The sequence below is a fragment of the Photobacterium sanctipauli genome (genome assembly GCF_003026495.1).
Taxonomy (GTDB): Bacteria; Pseudomonadota; Gammaproteobacteria; order Enterobacterales; family Vibrionaceae; genus Photobacterium; species Photobacterium sanctipauli.
This window is the reverse complement of record NZ_PYMA01000021.1, coordinates 60,868-78,840: the sequence shown is the minus strand read 5'-3', so window position 1 is coordinate 78,840 and position 17,973 is coordinate 60,868. Positions and strand designations below refer to the sequence as shown.

Here is a 17,973-nt window from a genome sequence, read left to right as displayed (position 1 = left end):
CCAGTGAAAAGAGACAATTACCGCGTTGCCAACCAACCCGGTACATCTGCGACGCTATCCAGTACCACTGTCGCAACCTGCTCGCCTTCATCTGTTACCGGTTTACCGCTGCGCACCAAGATCTTGGTACCGACTTCCGCCGCCTCGGCCGCTTTCATATCATCGGTTTTGTCACCGATCATCACCGAATTCGCCATATCGATTTTCAAGAAGTCGCGGGCTGAAATAAACATCCCCGGTTTCGGCTTGCGGCAGTTACAGTCTTGCAGGTAGTCACCCTGGCCTTCTGTTGGGTGGTGCGGGCAGTAGTAAATACCGTCAAACTCAACACCGTTATCGACAAAGTTCCAATCCATCCACTCGGTCAACGTCAGGAACTCGTCCTCGCTATACATACCCCGGGCAATACCTGCTTGGTTGGTCACCAATACAAGCATGTAGCCCATATCTTTGAGCTTCTTACATGCTTCGAATACGCCTTCAACATACTCAAAATCATCAACGGTATGAACGTAACCATGATCGATGTTAATGACACCATCACGGTCGATAAAAACTGCTGGTTTAGCCAAGTGGCAACCCTCTGTCTAACTAGATCTGTAATGGCTTAAATTATGGCATGCTTAAAAGTGGGATTCACCTGTTTCTCATCGCCATTGGTAAGTTATTGGCAATTATCACCAATCACCCCCACGAGCCTGAAAAGTTGGTTAGCAAATAGCTATAAAGCCATTTAGACGTCCAGACGTAAAAATATCTATTGACTTCATTTATGTTAGCCCATAGCATCAACTCAACAGATGAGAATGGCAGACAGTTCTCTCACCTTACAAAAATAATGTAAACACACGAAACAACATGACAATATGCCGTTAACACGGCACGATAACTCAAATCGGCGCGGCATAGGATTCAGGGCGAACAATGATAGAAATAAATCGAGTAAATAAAGTGTTCTATCAAGGGGAAAGGGAGATAAACGCGCTGCGTGATATCAACCTGACCATTGAGCAGGGCACTATCTTCGGCGTTATTGGCTCTTCAGGTGCGGGGAAAAGTACCCTTATCCGTTGCGTCAACTTGCTGGAGCGACCGACCAGCGGTCATGTCATTGTTGACGGTACTGATCTAACCGCGCTATCCAACCAAGAATTGACCCAGGCGCGCCGTAAAATCGGCATGATTTTCCAACACTTCAACCTGCTCTCATCGCGCACCGTGTTTAGCAACGTTGCGCTACCGCTTGAGCTGGCTGGCACGCCGAAAGAAACCATCAAACAAAAAGTCACCGAACTGCTATCGCTGGTTGGCTTGGATGATAAGCACGAGTCTTACCCGTCTAACCTCAGTGGTGGACAAAAGCAACGCGTGGCCATTGCCCGCGCATTGGCATCGGATCCGAAAGTACTGCTGTGTGACGAGGCAACCAGTGCCCTGGACCCGGCAACGACCCAATCGATCCTCGAACTACTCAAAGAGATCAACCGCAAGCTAAACCTAACCATCTTGCTGATCACCCACGAAATGGATGTGGTGAAAAGCATCTGTTCTCAAGTGGCCATCATCGGTGGCGGTGAACTGGTTGAAAAAGGCCCGGTCGGCGATATTTTTGCCCATCCGAAAACCGCGCTGGCCCGCGAATTCATCCGCTCGACACTGGATCTGTCCATCCCGGAAGATTACCGCTCGCGCATGGTAGAAACCCGCATCGACAACAGCTACCCGCTGGTACGCCTTGAGTTTACCGGCGCCTCGGTTGATGCCCCGCTGATTTCGCAGGTGGCCCGCGAATTCAACATCGATATCAGCATCCTGAGTTCAGACATGGACTACGCCGGCGGCGTTAAGTTCGGGCTGATGCTAGCCGAGTTCTTCGGTACTGAACAAGCAGCGGAACAGGCAATTGCCTTCCTTCGTGATCACAAAGTCAATGTAGAGGTATTAGGTTATGTTGCTTGAGTCAGTTGTTACATGGTGGACTGAAAACGAACGTCTGGTGCAACTCTTAATTGATGCCTTGGGCCAAACCCTTGTCATGGTGTTTGTCTCTGGCTTAATCGGCTTTTTGATTGGTATCCCAGTCGGTGTTGCACTGCACCTCACTAAAGAGAATGGATTGCTCGCAAGCCCTGCGCTGAACAAAATATTGGGGGCGATTACCAATATTGGCCGCTCTATCCCATTCATTATTCTTTTGGTTGCAATTATTCCATTTACCCGCTTTGTGGTCGGAAGCTCAATCGGTACCGCGGCTGCAATCGTACCGCTAACCGTTGGTGCGATCCCGTTTATCGCCCGCCTTGTTGAAGGTGCCCTGCTGGAAGTACCAACAGGCTTGGTTGAAGCTGCACAAGCGATGGGCGCTACCCCACGCCAAATTATCAGCAAGGTATTACTGCCAGAAGCCCTACCAGGCATTATCAATGCCGTTACCATTACCCTGGTAACCTTGGTTAGCTACTCGGCAATGGCTGGTACCGTGGGCGGTGGTGGCCTGGGTGATGTCGGCATTCGTTACGGCTACCAACGCTTTGATGGCACAGTCATGCTGATCACCGTTGTGATGCTCGTCATCTTGGTACAAATTATTCAGTCTGTTGGTGATCACCTGGTTAAACGCTGCGATCATCGCTAAAGAAACAACACGAAAAACAAATACTATCTAGAATTACGGAACCCCAGTTTTAAGGAGAAATAAAATGGCGTTTAATCTTAAGAACCTTGTAGCCGTTGCAGGCCTGGCTTCAGCCCTTGTGCTGACCGGTTGTGGCGAGAAAGAAACAGTTGTCGACAACAGCAAAGTTAAAATTGGGGTAATGGCGGGCGCTGAAGAGCAAGTTGCAGAAGTTGCAGCGAAAGAAGCCAAGGAAAAATACGGCCTGGATGTTGAGCTAATTACATTCACCGATTACGTATCACCTAATGCGGCACTGGAAGAAGGCTCTATCGATGCCAACGCATTCCAGCACAAACCCTACCTAGATCAGCAAATCACTGATCGCGGTTACAAGTTTGCCGTTGCAGGTAACACCTTTGTTTACCCAATCGCTGCATACTCAAGCCAAATTGAGTCTATCGACGAGCTGAAAGACGGCGATCAGATTGCAGTACCAAACGATCCAACCAACCTTGGCCGTTCGCTACTTCTTCTTGAGCAAAAAGGCCTACTAACCCTAAAAGAAGGTGCTGGCCTGACTGCAACCGTGCTGGACATCGTTGAAAACCCGCAAAACCTAAAGATTGTAGAGCTTGAAGCCGCTCAGCTGCCTCGCTCACTAGACGATGTACAACTTGCTATCATCAACACCACTTACGCTAGCAGCATCGACCTAACGCCTGAGCGCGACGGTGTATTCGTTGAAGACAAAGAATCACCATACGTAAACCTGATTGTTGCGCGCGAAGATAACGTTAACAATGAAAACGTTCAGACCTTCATCAAGGCATACCAATCAGACGTTGTATACGAAGCTGCGAAAGAAATTTTCCAAGGCGGCGTGGTGAAAGGCTGGTAACCCCTCCTTTTCATTCAACCTGAAATAAACAAGCCCCTCGAATGAGGGGCTTGCTCGTATAGGGAAGCACTATTCCCTCATTTTTTCTTCTTCACCCGTCCTTGCACTGCCTTAAGACGAGGATTCGACTTACAAATCACGTACAAACGGCCACGGCGTTTTACAACCTGGCAATCGCGCTGACGGTTTTTAGCGCTTTTCAATGAGCTGAGTACCTGCACTTACTTCCCCTTCTTACTGCCAAATTGACCAAAACGACGATTAAAGTTAGCCATTCTTCCTTCTGTACTAATGACCCGCTGCTTACCGGTATAGAACGGATGGGATTCAGAGGACACATCCAAGGTGAAGTAAGGGTACTCCTTGCCATCCTCCCAAGTGATAGTCTTGTCCGTTTTCAGGGTTGAGCCTACGACAAAGTATTTATCGACACTGGTGTCATGGAACACAACAGGGCGATATTCAGGGTGAATACCTGGTTTCATTTTGAGCACCTCAAATAACAACATATCAATTGATACGTTATAACATATCACCTGATAATCATTCTCAACAAGTTTTTCTTAGTTTTTTATGATATTTTTTGCGCCATACTCCACCGCACGGACTTGTTATGACATACCAAATCGAGCCAATCGGCACCATTCGCTCACCCTACAAGGAAAAATTCGCCGTCCCGCGCCAACCGGGCCTCGTACCCAGCGCCCGTTCGGAGATCGTCCTTCAAGGCGAAGCCAATGCGATTGAGGCAGTACGCGGACTCGAGCAATTCAGCCACCTTTGGCTGCTCTTTTTGTTTGATCAAAACCTCGAGGCTGGCTGGCGGCCAACAGTCAGGCCACCGCGACTGGGTGGCAATGAGCGTATTGGCGTGTTTGCCAGTCGTGCCACCTTCCGCCCCAATGGCATTGGTATGTCGGCGGTTGAGCTAAGAGGCATCCGCCAGCAAGGTAGCGATGTCATTATCGAACTTGGCGGTGTCGACTTAGTGGATGGCACCCCCATTGTGGATATTAAGCCCTATATCCCCTACTCCGACAGCCTACCAGAGGCCCAAGGCGGCTTTGCCACCGAGCAACCAGACACCTTGCCTGTGGCCTTTGACCCACAAGCCGAGTCCCAGTTTCATGGTTCGAACATCGCCAGGCAGCGTGCGGTTATCGAGGAGGTGCTGGCACAAGATCCGCGCCCGGCTTATAAGAAGGGAAAAAGCGACGATAAAGAATATGCCGTTCATTTGTTTGACTACAATGTAAAATTCAAAGTCAGCCAAGAGCAGGTTCGCGTCACGGCACTGGAAAAACCCGCTGTTAGCCACAAGATTTAAGCGAACGCTAGCCTGTTCCCTTTGGCGAACAGGCAAATGGCTGGTAGTATATGCGGTTACCGCCCGAATGGGTGGCAGGGGCCACCAGCCCCCAACATCCCTTATTTTCATCTAAACAAACGGATACCATCAATGCGTACCAGTAACTATCTTCTTTCTACTCTGAAGGAGACTCCAAATGACGCAGAAGTTGTTAGTCACCAGCTAATGCTTCGTGCAGGTATGATCCGTAAGCTGGCTTCAGGTCTTTACACCTGGCTGCCTACTGGTCTGCGTGTTTTACGTAAGGTCGAGAACATTGTTCGCGAAGAAATCAACAATGCAGGTGCTGTTGAGACTTTGATGCCCGTAGTTCAGCCGTTCGAACTATGGGAAGAAACAGGCCGATCTGAAAAGATGGGTGCTGAGCTACTTCGCTTTACTGACCGTCATGAGCGTCCGTTTGTACTTAGCCCAACAGCTGAAGAAGTGATCACTAGCCTTGTGCGCAACGAAGTGAGCTCTTACAAGCAGCTGCCGCTAAACCTATACCAAATCCAGACTAAATTCCGTGACGAACGCCGCCCTCGCTTCGGTGTAATGCGTGCACGTGAATTCTGCATGATGGATGCGTACAGCTTTGACATCGACAAAGACGGTCTGCAAAAGTCTTACGATGCGATGCACGAAGCATACTGCAAGGCGTTCGACCGTATGGGCCTTGACTACCGTCCAGTTCTGGCTGATACCGGTGCTATCGGTGGTAGCGGCTCTCACGAGTTCCACGTACTGGCTGAGAGCGGCGAAGACTTGATCGCCTTCTCTACCGAGTCTGACTACGCGGCAAACATCGAAAAAGCAGAAGCACTAGCCCCTGCGACCGAGCTGGCTGCGCCAACTCAAGAGATGACGCTGGTTGACACACCGAACGCGAAGACTATCGCTGAGCTGGTTGAGCAGTTCGACCTGCCAATCGAGAAAACGGTTAAGACGCTATTCGTTAAGGCTTCTGACGAAATCGATGCCGATCTTGTTGCCCTGATCATCCGTGGTGACCACGAGCTGAACGAAGTTAAAGCAGAAAACCTTAAAGACGTTGCTTCTCCGCTTGAAATGGCAACCGAAGAAGAAATCCGTGCCCTTATCGGTGCAGGTCCTGGTTCACTAGGCCCTGTAGGCCTGAAACTGCCGTTCATCGTTGACCGCTCTGTAGCGGTAATGAGCGACTTTGGCGCTGGTGCCAACGTTGACGACAAGCACTACTTCGGTATCAACTGGGGTCGTGATGTTGAGCTTGGCCAGGTAGAAGACCTACGTAACGTGGTTGAAGGTGACCCAAGCCCATGTGGTCAGGGTACTATCCAGCTTAAGCGTGGTATCGAAGTAGGCCACATCTTCCAACTGGGTACTAACTACTCAGAGAAGATGAACTGTGGCGTGCTTGGTCCTGACGGCAAGAACGTTATCCTAGAGATGGGTTGTTACGGCATCGGTGTATCCCGTGTGGTTGCTTCTGCTATCGAGCAGAACAGCGATGAAAACGGCATCATCTGGCCTGACGCAATTGCCCCATTCCAGGTATCAATCGTACCGATGAACATGGCGAAATCGGCTGAAGTGAAGGAAGCGGCTGAGAAGCTATACGCTGACTTGACGGCTGCTGGTATCGAAGTGCTATTCGACGACCGTAAAGAGCGCCCAGGTGTAATGTTTGCTGACCACGAGCTGATCGGTATCCCGCACACTATCGTGATCGGTAACCGCAGCCTAGAAAACGGCGAAATGGAATACAAAGACCGCCGTGCCGGCACCAAAGAAGGTGTCGCTGTAACCGATATCGTCGAGTTCGTTAAGCAAAAACTTGCTTAATCGCAATACAGTGATTTTAGAAAGCCTCTCTCGTGGAGGCTTTTTTTTACAGCTCATCCCCCTCGCACATCCACTTAGCTGTTTTCCCTCTCAAGGTTGGCAATTAAATTGCCTACTTGTTAATGTACTCATTAACAAGTACGCTTCCCGTAGGTAGAAAATAGTTAAGATATGAAAACCGACAGTACCGAACAATTGCGCCAGACGTGCGTGGCTACCCAAAACGCCAAAGAGGCTTCCGACCAAGCACTCCATGCCGTGATCGACTTTGTCATTACCACTCTAGCGCAGATCGATAAACCGGCCTTTGAGCAAGTATCCAAGATCACAGGCGATAGCCTATACCTGCGTGGAAACACCATTCACGCTGCCATAGAGCAAGCACACCCAAACGCAGCCAGCTTGTTGCTAAATGCCATCCGCACAGCAGAGCAACTGCAAGAGGCACTCACAACCGCCAATCGCACCCTTGGTGACTTTAAACATGCTTGCGCGATGAAAGCCAAAATACTGTCATCTCAATAACACTGTTATCGGTACTATATTCCCCGATGGGCAAAAATAGGGATATAGTTACTTATATACAGAAAGAAAGGAGCGCTATGGGCAAGGAAACGCCAAAAATAAGTTTGCTGCTCACAGGAGGAGGAGCAAGAGCTGCCTACCAAGTCGGGGTTCTCAAAGCCATTGCCGAGTGGTACCCGCGTGTCCACCATAGCCCGTTTAGTATCTACTGCGGTACTTCGGCCGGCGCTATCAACGCCATTTCGATTGCGAGCTACGCTTCCTGCTTTCGCCTCGGCGTCAAAAAATTGGAGTGGATTTGGTCCCGGCTCCACAGTCGGCGTATCTTCAGAACAACCCCATTGGGCATGACAGGCTACCTCGCCAACCAATGGTTTGCCCGCCTACAGGCCTCACACCATGAAAGGCCCCCCTTTGGCTTGCTCAACAACCGTCCGCTGCGCCAATTACTTAACCAAGTGAACAACTATCAACGGCTGGAAAAACAAATCACCGCGGGTAACCTGCACGGGATATCAGTGACGGCCTCAAGCTATAAAAGCGGTAACTCGGTCAGCTTTTTCCAAGGCCAACAAGGGATTGCCGAATGGGACAGGGCCAAATCGAAAGGACGCCGTGCCCTGATCAACACCGAGCACCTGTTGGCCTCCGCGGCGATCCCCTTGGTTTTCCCTGCAGCCCGTATCGGGCAAACTTACTATGGGGATGGCTCTATCCACCAGCTGGCCCCCCTTCGCCCCTCGCTCAAAATGGGGGCGGACAAGATCCTGATCATCGACCTTATCAACCAGAAGGTTGACGAACGCGACCACACGCGTGCCCCGGGATTGGCAACACTAGGCGGCCACCTCATGGACACCATCTTTAGCGACACCCTAACCGCCGATCTGGAAAACCTATCGCGAACTAACTCCCTGCTGGCCAACCTGCCCGAGCAAGCACAGCGTAAAAGGGGGATGAAGGTCGTTAAGCACATCCATCTTTCCCCCAGCCGCTCTTTCGAACCGTTGGCCCAACGCTTTTATTGCCACCTTCCGCCGATGACCCGAGCGTTAATGCAACTGGCCGGGATCAGCCCAAAAGATGATGCCGCTATCACCAGTTATATCCTCTTTGAACCCGCATATATTCAATCTTTGATCACAATGGGGTACGAAGACACCAAGGAGAAAGAGTCGATCCTGCGCAATTTTTTAAAATAAATCAGGTAATTATTGCCTAATTTCTCACCTTACTATTGAAATGGCTCAGTTTTTGCCTATAGTAACCTTCTTAACAATTATTTGACGCTCATATGGATCCACTTCTCTGGAACAACATTCTGGCAGATGATCGTAAACCAAGGACTAAACCCCTTGGGGCTGATCAACGCCTGTTGATCCTGCAAAAATTACAGGGGAAGCTCGATCTTTCCGTGTTGTTTGAAGTGTTCACCCGCGAGGTGGAAAAACAGATCGATATCAGCCGATTGGTTTGGGAAGTCGAGGACACCGCAACCCTGATACGACGGGGTTCGGCCACTGAAAACCGCCAAACGTTTATCCTGCGCTTTAGCAATAACGAGCTAGGAAAACTCCAGTACTGCACCCCCTACCCACTCGATAAAGATGAAGTAAACCTACTTCATACCTATCATCGTCTCTTTGCCGGCCCATTAATGAATGCGTTGGAATATCGCCGCGTCAAAAACATGGCACTGCGTGATTATCTGTCGGGGCTAGGCAACCGGGGTTGCTTTGAGCAAGATATTCTTCATGCTATCGCGATTAGCGAAAGGCGAAATGTTGGCCTGGTATTGGCGATGTTCGATCTGGACAACTTCAAGCAGGTAAACGATCGCTATGGCCACCCTGATGGCGATAAGGTGATCCGCCACTTTGGTAGCCTGCTCAAAGAAGCGGTGCGCGCATCCGATCGTTGCTACCGCATCGGCGGCGATGAATTTGCCGTGATCCTCCAGCCTGCGACAGACAAGTCTGCCTACCATGTTGCCAAGCGGGTCGAACAACTGATCGCCAACGACCGCACGCTCAGCGCCCTGAAAATTGGCTGCTCATACGGTTTTGCCCAATACCAAAAAGGTGACACCAGCAGCTTGCTGGTCGACCGCGCCGACCGCAGCCTCTACCAACACAAGCGCAACAAGTAGCGAATCGCCATCTCTGCTGCCTCCCCCTGCACTATCTGGTATAGTCAATTTGGTAATACCTCTTGGTAACCAGCCGAAGACTGTTATTCCGCCAGCTCGCTTGATTAAGCCTGCTGACGAAATCACTGTTTAAGTAAGGAATCCCCATGAAAGTGTTTGAATGCTGCGAATTGATCCGGATGAACTATGCCCAAATCGGCGGTGGCGAACTGGGCTACATCCCGAACGCAATCCACTGCGCAGTAAAAGCATTGGACTTCATCGCCGGCAACGAAGAGCTTCCAAAGGATGTTCGTGAGCGTGCGGCGTTTGCTGCGGCAAACCTGCTAATGAGCGATCACGAGGACGCATAATGGATTTGAAGAACTTTGAAAACATGGATCCGGTGATGCTGATGAGTATCGTCAACATGAAGATCCGTGATGAGTTTGGTGATCTCGATGGCCTAGTGAAGTACTTTGATATCGACAAAGAAAAGTTGGTCGCCAAGTTGGCTAGTGCGGGTTTCGACTACCTGCCGGAAGCTAAGCAGTTTAGATAAGCTGCCTTCCCCTAAGCAATGGATAGGCGATGCATTAACAATCCATTTGCCTACATTGATTACAATAAAAAACGGAAGCCAATGCTTCCGTTTTTTATTCGCTAATCGATTAGCCTATTGATCTAGCCACTAAAGACTGGCAACAAGTTCGCCATGGCTAGCATGTGGAAAGCAGCCGTCAGTACCCCGAATGCAATCACCACATAGATAGTGGCATTGCCACCCGGAACAACAAAGCCCTCTTGCTCCGGTACGCGTTGGCGTAGTGTTTTTGCCAACAGCGCCGGGATGATACAAGCCCAAATGGTCGCTGCCGCGCCCGCCAAACCAATCGCTGCCACAAAGCCAAACGGGGCAACCAGCGAGAACACCAACGGCGGAATAAAGGTGACGCCCCAAGTTTTTAGTCGGCCTTGCTTGGTATCCTCAAAACCAAAGAAGTCTGCGAGGTAATCGAATACGCCCAATCCAACGCCGATGAAAGATGAAACAATCGCGGCAATAGAGAAGATATGCAGGGCTTGCTTGATACTGTTTGAATCAATGGCTGAGGACAGTGCGCCCATTAGCGCATCTACACCACCGCCCGCGGCAACCACAGGGCCAAACTCTTGGCGTGGTAGATTACCGAAGATACAAATGACCCAACCAACATAGAAGGTCAGTGCGATAACCGTACCACCAAGAATTGCCTTTTTGGCACGATGTTCATCCTGGTAGTAGTCGCGCATTGTACTCACTGAATGGTGATAGCCAAACGAGGTTAGTGCAACGGGCAAAAGGGCTAGCGCATAGGCCGAGTAGGTCGTGTCGCCTTCGTTCGGCGAAAATAGGACCGGTACACTGATATTCGAAGCCAGCCCTGAAACCCCCAGCACGAAACTAATGATCATAAAGAGGATCAGGACGATAGAAATACGGTCAACGGCTCGAGTTGAATGCAAGACAAAAGCCGAACAAAGAGCGACAAACAAGACAGAAGCCAACTCACGCGACACCCCCAGCATGTCACTGAAAATCATGCCAGACGATGACACATAGGCGTAAAGCAAGATCCCGCCAACAAAGTACAACGACAGGTTATTAATAAAGTTAACTTTTTTACTTAACACATCCTTCGCGACAGTATTAAACGATGCCTTAAGCTCATAATGCTTCAGGGCCTCAAGCAACAACCAGCCTGACAGCGTCATCATGATCATAGTGACTGAAATGGCAATCACACTCCATAACGTCCACGCACCCGCACCTGCACTTGGCAACCCAAGCATGCCTGCCCCTACACAAACACTGGCGATAATACATGCGCCCCCAAGTGTGGATGGTTTACTCATAATGACTCCTAAACAACATTATCGCATCAGCGTGCTAGTACGATAATATATCCTGAGTAATTACACAACTTTGGCTAATCCATTTGAGCGAAAGATAATCAGCCAGTTGGAAATATGGCTATACAGTCAATCAACCACTCAAACCACTAACAATAAACACAACATTGGATAACAACCTTGCTCATCAACCATAAAAAACCGCCCCCAGCCAATCAGGCTGGGGGCGGTTGAGTCGAGCAAAGCTACCCTAGGGTAGCTTTGTTCTCAATTCGCTGTTTACACCGATACAGCACTTACTTCATCTGGGCAAAGTAAGCCGCTACATTGGCAATATCTGTATCGTTGAGCATTGACGCCTGCGGTTGCATTACCATTGCCATACCACCTGTACGCTCCTTGTTCTTATACGCTTTTAGCGCATTGACAAGGTACTGCTCATTCTGTCCTTTCAAATTAGGATAACCTGGGATCACAGCAATCCCATCTACCCCATGACACGCAGCACACACTGCTGCTTTGGCTTTCCCTGCTGCGGCATCACCTGCGGCCATTGCTGGGCTGGCAACCACTGCTGCTAACATTGCTATCGCAAAAACTTTCTTCATCAGGTCCTCTTTTCTTATAGTTTATTATCCATTCACTTCAATCGTAACCGGCATGCCGATTACAACAGAGCCAATTAAATTGTGCCCTGTTTAACTAATTATTGCACCTGCAATGCACTATTGTGCCATTCTAGGTCACAGTCTTCACCGGCAAAGCCTTCCACCACAAAGACCCCCGCCACCGCAGCCAGTACCTCACCGTAAAACAACAGTGGCGTCCGGCGACGGTTCCAGCTCGGAATACCATACTCTTGAAATAGCTTTTTCAGCTTGCGCTTTCCTACCCGCCCCACAGGCTGGACAACCTGGCCAGCGGGCTCGAACCGGATAGAAATAGGTTCATCAACACTAGGGCGGCGCAGGCTTCCTTTCGATGTTTCTACCAAGGCGATACCGCCAAGCTCACCTGGAAGGGGGGCAGGCTTGTTCAGGGTTAGCGAAACGACTTCCGTGCTGATATCAGGCCATCGGCCCAGTAAATACAGGCGCTCTTGCGAGCGCCGTACTTCATGCTGGTGCCAACTGAGCTTGGGGTTAGCATCCTGCTTGGCCATGGCGATGTTGTGCCAAATCTGCTCAAGCTGGGCCTGGGAAGGCATTCGGGCATTTTGCTGTGACAGCCATTGGCGGATCAATGCCTTAGCCTGCCGCTCGCTGCCCAATGCCGAAATATTCAAACTTTGGTCTGGGTGCAACGCATACTGGAGCTTGTCGGCTAGTAGCTCTTGTAGCAAGGCCTCTTGCTCACCGCACAAGCTCGCGCTGCGGGCAACCGCCTTGCGAAGCCCAGGCCAGCGCTCAACTAATTGGGGGGTCACGCTATGGCGGAGAAAATTCCGGTCGTAGCGCTCATCGTTATTGCTTTCATCATCCACCCACTGTAACTGGTGTTGCCCGGCATAGCATTCAATATCCTGCCTCGCGGCAGCCAATAGCGGTCGCCAGTGCACCCCGCTCGCGAACGGCTGCAAGGTTGGCATTGCCGCCAAACCGGCAGGCCCGCTGCCTCGTTTTAGTGCTAGCAGCACCGTTTCTAGCTGATCATCGGCATGCTGCGCCGTCATTAGCGTGCTGCCCGCCTGCAGGTGTTTTGCCAGGGCCTGATACCGGGCTTGGCGAGCTTGCTCCTCAAGGCTTTTGCGTTTGCCCAATTCCAATGTCACATGCTCAACCACGCAATGGATACCGGCATCACACGCCCATTGCAGGCATTGCTCCGCCCACCGATCGGCATTGGGGCTTAAACCGTGATGGACATGGACAGCCCGGCACCGGGTTTGGGGATATTGCTTGAGATAACGCCCCATCAAGTGCAGCAGCACACGGGAGTCCATCCCTCCGCTAAGGGCTAGGACAAAGCACGCGGACGAATGGTCTAGGTGTGCCTGCATATCAGCATGGAATTGGGTATAGAGCATAGGGGGATTCCAAAAACATCGACGCCACATGATAGCAAATTCGCGGCCAGGCGATGAACCCGAACCGGCAGTGACAACCAATAAAAAACGGGCCAGCATAGTGCTGGCCCGTTGTTCATTCAGATAGTTGGCAACCGCTATTAACAGTAACCGTAGCTCATTAGGCGCTGGTAACGGCGCTCTAGCAATGCATCCGCATCCATCTCATCAAGCTCAGCCAATGTTGCCAAGAACTGTGCTTTGAGCGAGCTAGCCATTGCTGCAACGTCACGGTGAGCGCCACCCAGTGGCTCTTCGATGATATTGTCGATCAGCTCAAGCTCTTTCAAGCGCTCAGCCGTAATACCCATAGCTTCTGCAGCCTGAGGCGCTTTTTCAGAATCACGCCACAGGATAGACGCACAGCCTTCTGGCGAAATGACCGAGTAGGTCGAGTACTGCAGCATGTTCACGCTGTCACCCACACCGATAGCCAAAGCACCACCAGAGCCACCCTCACCAACAACGTTACAGATAACCGGCACAGTCAGGCCAGCCATTGCTTTTAGGTTGGCAGCGATAGCTTCAGACTGGCCACGCTCTTCCGCGCCCACGCCTGGGTAGGCACCGGCCGTGTCAATGAAAGTGATGATAGGCATCTTGAAACGCTCTGCCATTTTCATCAGGCGAAGCGCTTTGCGGTAGCCTTCCGGCTTTGGCATGCCGAAGTTGCGAATCACTTTCTCGCGCGTCTCACGGCCTTTTTGGTGGCCAATCACCATGACAGGACGGCCATCAAGGCGAGCGATACCGCCCACCAGGGCTTTATCATCGGCAAACGCACGGTCACCCGCCAGCTCGTCGAACTCGGTAAAGATGTGCTCGATGTAGTCAAACGTATACGGACGCTGTGGATGACGCGCCAGTTGAGCAACCTGCCAAGCACCCAGATCACCAAATATCTTCTTGGTCAACTCTAGGCTCTTCTTCTCAAGCTGTTCAATTTCTTTATCTAAATCAACCGATTCAGATTCATCGCGACGAGATACGTCACGCAATGCTTCAATTTTGGCTTCTAGTTCAGCAATCGGCTGTTCAAACTCAAGGAAGTTCAGGCTCATACCACTTTAATCCTTTTGCTCATAATCTTTGATTATTCAATAACTATGGGCTAATTAATTAAACTCAAGCTCTACTTGCTTCTCACCCAGCAATATTTTGAGATCGGAGATGAGTTGATCTGCTGGGGTAACACGCCATTCTGTCCCTAGGGTCAGCTTAGCGCGTGCATTAGAGCGCTGATAATATACATTCACCGGCACAGTACCTGCGCGGTGCGGTTCCAGCACTTGGCTGAAACGTTCAAAAAACTGTTCATCAATTTGCCTCTCAGTGACTGAGATAGCAAGCCCCCGGAGGTGCTTTTCTCGCGCATCTGAGATATCTAGCACTTCCCGGGCGGACATTTTAAGGCCACCGTTAAAATCATCAAAGCTGACCTGTCCGGAAACGACCAAAATTTTATCTTTTTCCAACAAGTCGATATAGCGTTCGAGCGGCTCGGAGAACAGCATGACCTCCATTCGGCCACTGCGATCGTCCAAGGTCATGATACCGATCCGGGTGCCGCGCTTCGTCGTCATGACACGGGCGGCGATCACCAAGCCGGCCACCGTCACCACCTTATCACGGCCAGTCGGGTGGGCATCCTTCAAACGCCAAGTCGTGTAGTGCTTCAGCTCTTTTACATAGGCATTGATCGGGTGGCCCGTCAGGTACAGCCCCAAGGTTTCACGCTCGCCTTCCAGCCATACTTTATCCGGCCATTCAGGGATGTTGGCATAGGCATGCTCTACCTCTTCCGGCGCGGCGGTCAGTACACCGAACATATCGGTCTGGCCGAACGCTTCTGCCTGGTGGTGCTGGCTCGCCGCCTTAATGGCGTCATCAAGGGTTGCCATCATGGCTGCGCGGTTAGGGCCGAGACGGTCCATCGCACCGGACTTGATCAGCTTCTCCAGCACTCGCTTGTTCACTTTCTTGGTATCGATGCGGGCACAGAAATCAAACAGGTCCTTAAAGTGGCCCCCCTTCTCTCGCGCCTCGATGATATTTTCAATCGGCCCCTCACCGACCCCTTTCACCGCACCGATGCCGTAAACAATGGCGCCGTTATCATCAACGTTGAAACGGTAGAGGCCCTTGTTCACATCAGGCGGCAACAGCTTAAGCTTCATTCGGTGGCACTCATCCACCAAGCCGACAATCTTGTCGGTATTATCCATATCGGCAGTCATTACCGCCGCCATGAACTCTGCCGGGTAGTGGGCTTTAAGCCACAATGTTTGGTAGGAAACCAACGCATAGGCTGCCGAGTGGGATTTGTTGAAACCGTAGCCCGCGAACTTCTCTACCAAGTCGAAGATCTTCATCGCCAACTCGCCGTCGACGCCGTTCTTCACCGCACCATCTTCGAAGGTGGCACGCTGTTTGGCCATTTCTTCCGGCTTTTTCTTACCCATCGCACGGCGAAGCATATCCGCGCCACCCAGGGTGTAGCCAGACAGTACCTGGGCGATCTGCATTACCTGCTCCTGGTACAGGATAATGCCGTAGGTTGGTTCCAAGATAGGCTTCAGGCTCTCGTGCTGCCAAGTGGCATCCGGGTAAGAGACCTCCTCGCGGCCGTGCTTACGGTCGATAAAGTTATCTACCATGCCCGATTGCAGCGGGCCCGGACGGAACAGGGCTACCAGTGCGATCATATCTTCGAAGCAGTCGGGCTGAAGGCGCTTGATCAGATCCTTCATCCCGCGCGATTCCAACTGGAATACCGCGGTAGATTCGGAGCGCTGGAGCATCGCGAACGATTTGGCATCGTCCATCGGGATAGCCGCGATGTTCACCGGCTCCTTGCCCTGCGCTTCCAAGCGCGGGTTAACCATCCCCAGCGCCCAGTCGATGATCGTCAGGGTACGCAGACCCAAGAAGTCGAACTTAACCAGGCCGGCAGTTTCAACATCGTTCTTATCGAACTGGGTAACCGGGTTGGCACCTTCGGCATCGCAATACAGCGGTGCAAAGTCGGTAATGGTTGTTGGCGAGATAACCACACCACCGGCGTGCTTACCGGCGTTACGCGTCACACCCTCGAGGATGCGACACATATCAATCAGGTCTTTAACTTCTTCATCTGCCTCGTACACCTGCGGCAGCTGAGGCTCGGCTTCGAACGCCTTGGCCAGCGTCATGCCCGGCTCAGCCGGCACCAGCTTGGAGATACGGTCAACAAAGCCATATGGGTGGCCGAGTACACGGCCAACGTCTCGAATAACCGCCTTCGCCGCCATGGTACCGAATGTGATGATCTGCGATACCGCATCACGGCCGTACATTTCGGCTACGTGGTCGATAACCTGATCACGCTTGTCCATACAGAAGTCGATATCGAAATCGGGCATGGAGACACGTTCAGGGTTCAGGAATCGCTCGAATAGCAGGTCAAATTCCAGCGGATCCAAGTCGGTGATATCCAACGCATAAGCCACCAACGAACCGGCACCGGAACCACGGCCCGGCCCAACCGGTACCCCGTTGTCCTTCGACCACTGGATAAACTCCATTACGATCAGGAAGTAACCCGGGAATCCCATCTGGTTGATAACTTTCAGCTCGATATCCAAACGCTCATCATATTCAGGACGTCGCCTGGCGCGCTCTTCCTCATCGGGGAACAGGAATGCCAATCGGCGCTCCAAGCCCTCCTCCGACTCCTTGACCAAGAAGTCTTCGATGGTCATATCACCCGTCGGGAAGTTAGGCAGGAAATACTCACCGAGGCGCACCGTCACGTTACAACGCTTGGCGATCTCGACACTGTTTTCCAGCGCCTCCGGTATATCGGCAAACAGCTCGCACATCTCTTCTTCGCTGCGCAAGTATTGCTGTTCGCTGTAAAGTTTAGGACGGTTAGGATCGGCCAAGGTATAGCCGTCATGGATAGCAACCCGGATCTCATGGGCATCGAACTGATCCGGCTTGATAAATCGCACATCATTGGTTGCCACGACTGGCAAACCGGCGTTTTCCGCCAGCTCTATCGCAAAATGCAAATACGCTTCTTCATCCGGCCTGCCCGTGCGCACCAGCTCCAGATAGTAAGCATCCGGGAAATGGGTTTGGTAAAACTCGACACACTGGTCAACCAGCTTCTGGTTGCCCTTGAGCAACCCCTTGCCGACGTCACCGGTCTTACCGCCGGAGAGCAGGATCAGGCCTTTCTTATGCTCAACCAACCACGCTTTGTCCATCACCGGCAAGTGCTGAACATGGCCGCGCTGGTAAGCCTTAGAGATCAGCATGGTCAGGTTCTGGTAGCCGTCATTGTCTGCGGCCAGTACGGTAAGATCGCAAAGCTCGTCGCCAAATTCCTCTGACATAACTTTGAAATCGGCACCAATGATTGGCTTCATCCCCGCGCCTTGGGTGGCGAAATAGAATTTCACCAGGCCACACAGGTTGGTGAAGTCGGTCAACGCCATCGCAGGCATGCCCATTCCGGCCACGGTTTTAACCAGCGGCGGTACTTTTGACAAGCCGTCAACCATTGAGAAGTCACTGTGGACACGAAGATGAATAAAGCGAGGATCTGCCATGACGAACCAGATTTGATATGTGCATAAAACAAGGTGACGATTATAGCCCAAAGCGCCACAACCATCACCGTGATCTG

General features: G+C 51.3%; 18 protein-coding genes. 10 read left to right on the top strand and 8 right to left on the bottom strand.

The window, feature by feature from the left end; translation table 11 throughout:
- Positions 1–17 precede the first annotated feature (17 nt).
- Positions 18–572, bottom strand: coding sequence for a D-glycero-beta-D-manno-heptose 1,7-bisphosphate 7-phosphatase (gmhB, locus tag C9I98_RS23235; RefSeq protein WP_036824011.1), 555 nt, complete (start codon positions 570–572; stop codon positions 18–20).
- Positions 573–924: 352 nt separating this feature from the next.
- On the opposite strand from gmhB, the gene metN reads away from it, so the two are divergent.
- The 3 genes from metN to C9I98_RS23220 all read left to right on the top strand — a co-directional run bounded on the left by metN (position 925) and on the right by C9I98_RS23220 (position 3,515).
- Entirely contained in the window at positions 925–1,959 is a 1,035-nt protein-coding gene (gene metN, locus C9I98_RS23230) for a methionine ABC transporter ATP-binding protein MetN (protein WP_036824009.1), read from the top strand.
- Positions 1,949–2,635 carry a methionine ABC transporter permease gene (locus C9I98_RS23225; protein ID WP_036824006.1) on the top strand — a complete coding sequence of 229 codons (687 nt, stop codon included), beginning with the start codon at positions 1,949–1,951 and terminating at the stop codon, positions 2,633–2,635. Before metN ends, C9I98_RS23225 begins: the two co-directional genes overlap by 11 nt.
- 64 nt (positions 2,636–2,699) lie before the next feature.
- Positions 2,700–3,515 (top strand): MetQ/NlpA family lipoprotein, encoded by an 816-nt coding sequence (locus tag C9I98_RS23220; protein WP_107272533.1) that lies wholly within the window; start codon positions 2,700–2,702, stop codon positions 3,513–3,515.
- A gap of 77 nt (positions 3,516–3,592) precedes the next feature.
- On the opposite strand, the gene ykgO is transcribed toward C9I98_RS23220, so the two are convergent.
- Positions 3,593–3,736, bottom strand: coding sequence for a type B 50S ribosomal protein L36 (ykgO, locus tag C9I98_RS23215; protein ID WP_081878948.1), 144 nt, complete (start codon positions 3,734–3,736; stop codon positions 3,593–3,595).
- Positions 3,737–4,000, bottom strand: coding sequence for a type B 50S ribosomal protein L31 (locus C9I98_RS23210; protein ID WP_036822809.1), 264 nt, complete (start codon positions 3,998–4,000; stop codon positions 3,737–3,739).
- A 128-nt stretch (positions 4,001–4,128) separates the two neighbouring features.
- Here C9I98_RS23210 and tsaA point away from each other — a divergent pair, with 128 nt between their 5' ends.
- The 7 genes from tsaA to C9I98_RS23175 all read left to right on the top strand — a co-directional run bounded on the left by tsaA (position 4,129) and on the right by C9I98_RS23175 (position 9,905).
- On the top strand, positions 4,129–4,842 hold the full coding sequence (gene tsaA / locus C9I98_RS23205) for a tRNA (N6-threonylcarbamoyladenosine(37)-N6)-methyltransferase TrmO (protein ID WP_036822777.1): 714 nt from the start codon (positions 4,129–4,131) through the stop codon (positions 4,840–4,842).
- A gap of 132 nt (positions 4,843–4,974) precedes the next feature.
- Positions 4,975–6,690: a proline--tRNA ligase gene (locus C9I98_RS23200; protein WP_036822780.1), complete on the top strand. Its 1,716-nt coding sequence runs from the start codon at positions 4,975–4,977 to the stop codon at positions 6,688–6,690.
- A 171-nt stretch (positions 6,691–6,861) separates the two neighbouring features.
- Complete coding sequence (locus C9I98_RS23195; protein ID WP_036822783.1) at positions 6,862–7,215, top strand: hypothetical protein; 354 nt, start codon at positions 6,862–6,864, stop codon at positions 7,213–7,215.
- Positions 7,216–7,292: 77 nt separating this feature from the next.
- Positions 7,293–8,417, top strand: a complete 1,125-nt coding sequence (locus C9I98_RS23190) for a patatin-like phospholipase family protein (RefSeq protein ID WP_036822785.1) — start codon at positions 7,293–7,295, stop codon at positions 8,415–8,417.
- Between the two features lie 92 nt (positions 8,418–8,509).
- Entirely contained in the window at positions 8,510–9,364 is an 855-nt protein-coding gene (locus tag C9I98_RS23185) for a GGDEF domain-containing protein (RefSeq protein WP_036822786.1), read from the top strand.
- Between the two features lie 146 nt (positions 9,365–9,510).
- Positions 9,511–9,717, top strand: a complete 207-nt coding sequence (locus tag C9I98_RS23180; protein ID WP_036822788.1) for a YaeP family protein — start codon at positions 9,511–9,513, stop codon at positions 9,715–9,717.
- Positions 9,717–9,905, top strand: a complete 189-nt coding sequence (locus C9I98_RS23175; RefSeq protein ID WP_036822791.1) for a DUF4250 domain-containing protein — start codon at positions 9,717–9,719, stop codon at positions 9,903–9,905. The genes C9I98_RS23180 and C9I98_RS23175 overlap by 1 nt, the downstream gene beginning before the upstream one ends.
- Positions 9,906–10,027: 122 nt before the next feature.
- Here the strand turns inward: C9I98_RS23175 and C9I98_RS23170 are convergent, their stop codons facing one another.
- The 5 genes from C9I98_RS23170 to dnaE form a co-directional block, all read right to left on the bottom strand.
- A complete protein-coding gene (locus C9I98_RS23170; RefSeq protein WP_036822794.1) occupies positions 10,028–11,239 on the bottom strand; it encodes an aromatic amino acid transport family protein in 1,212 nt (403 codons plus the stop codon).
- A gap of 293 nt (positions 11,240–11,532) precedes the next feature.
- Positions 11,533–11,844 (bottom strand): c-type cytochrome, encoded by a 312-nt coding sequence (locus C9I98_RS23165; RefSeq protein ID WP_036822797.1) that lies wholly within the window; start codon positions 11,842–11,844, stop codon positions 11,533–11,535.
- A gap of 98 nt (positions 11,845–11,942) precedes the next feature.
- The gene (gene tilS, locus C9I98_RS23160; RefSeq protein WP_036822800.1) at positions 11,943–13,262 is read right to left on the bottom strand and encodes a tRNA lysidine(34) synthetase TilS; all 1,320 of its coding nucleotides are present in this window, start codon (positions 13,260–13,262) and stop codon (positions 11,943–11,945) included.
- 140 nt (positions 13,263–13,402) lie between these two features.
- A complete protein-coding gene (accA, locus tag C9I98_RS23155; RefSeq protein WP_036822803.1) occupies positions 13,403–14,362 on the bottom strand; it encodes an acetyl-CoA carboxylase carboxyl transferase subunit alpha in 960 nt (319 codons plus the stop codon).
- Positions 14,363–14,416: 54 nt separating this feature from the next.
- A complete protein-coding gene (gene dnaE, locus C9I98_RS23150; protein WP_107272532.1) occupies positions 14,417–17,896 on the bottom strand; it encodes a DNA polymerase III subunit alpha in 3,480 nt (1,159 codons plus the stop codon).
- Positions 17,897–17,973: the final 77 nt, after the last annotated feature.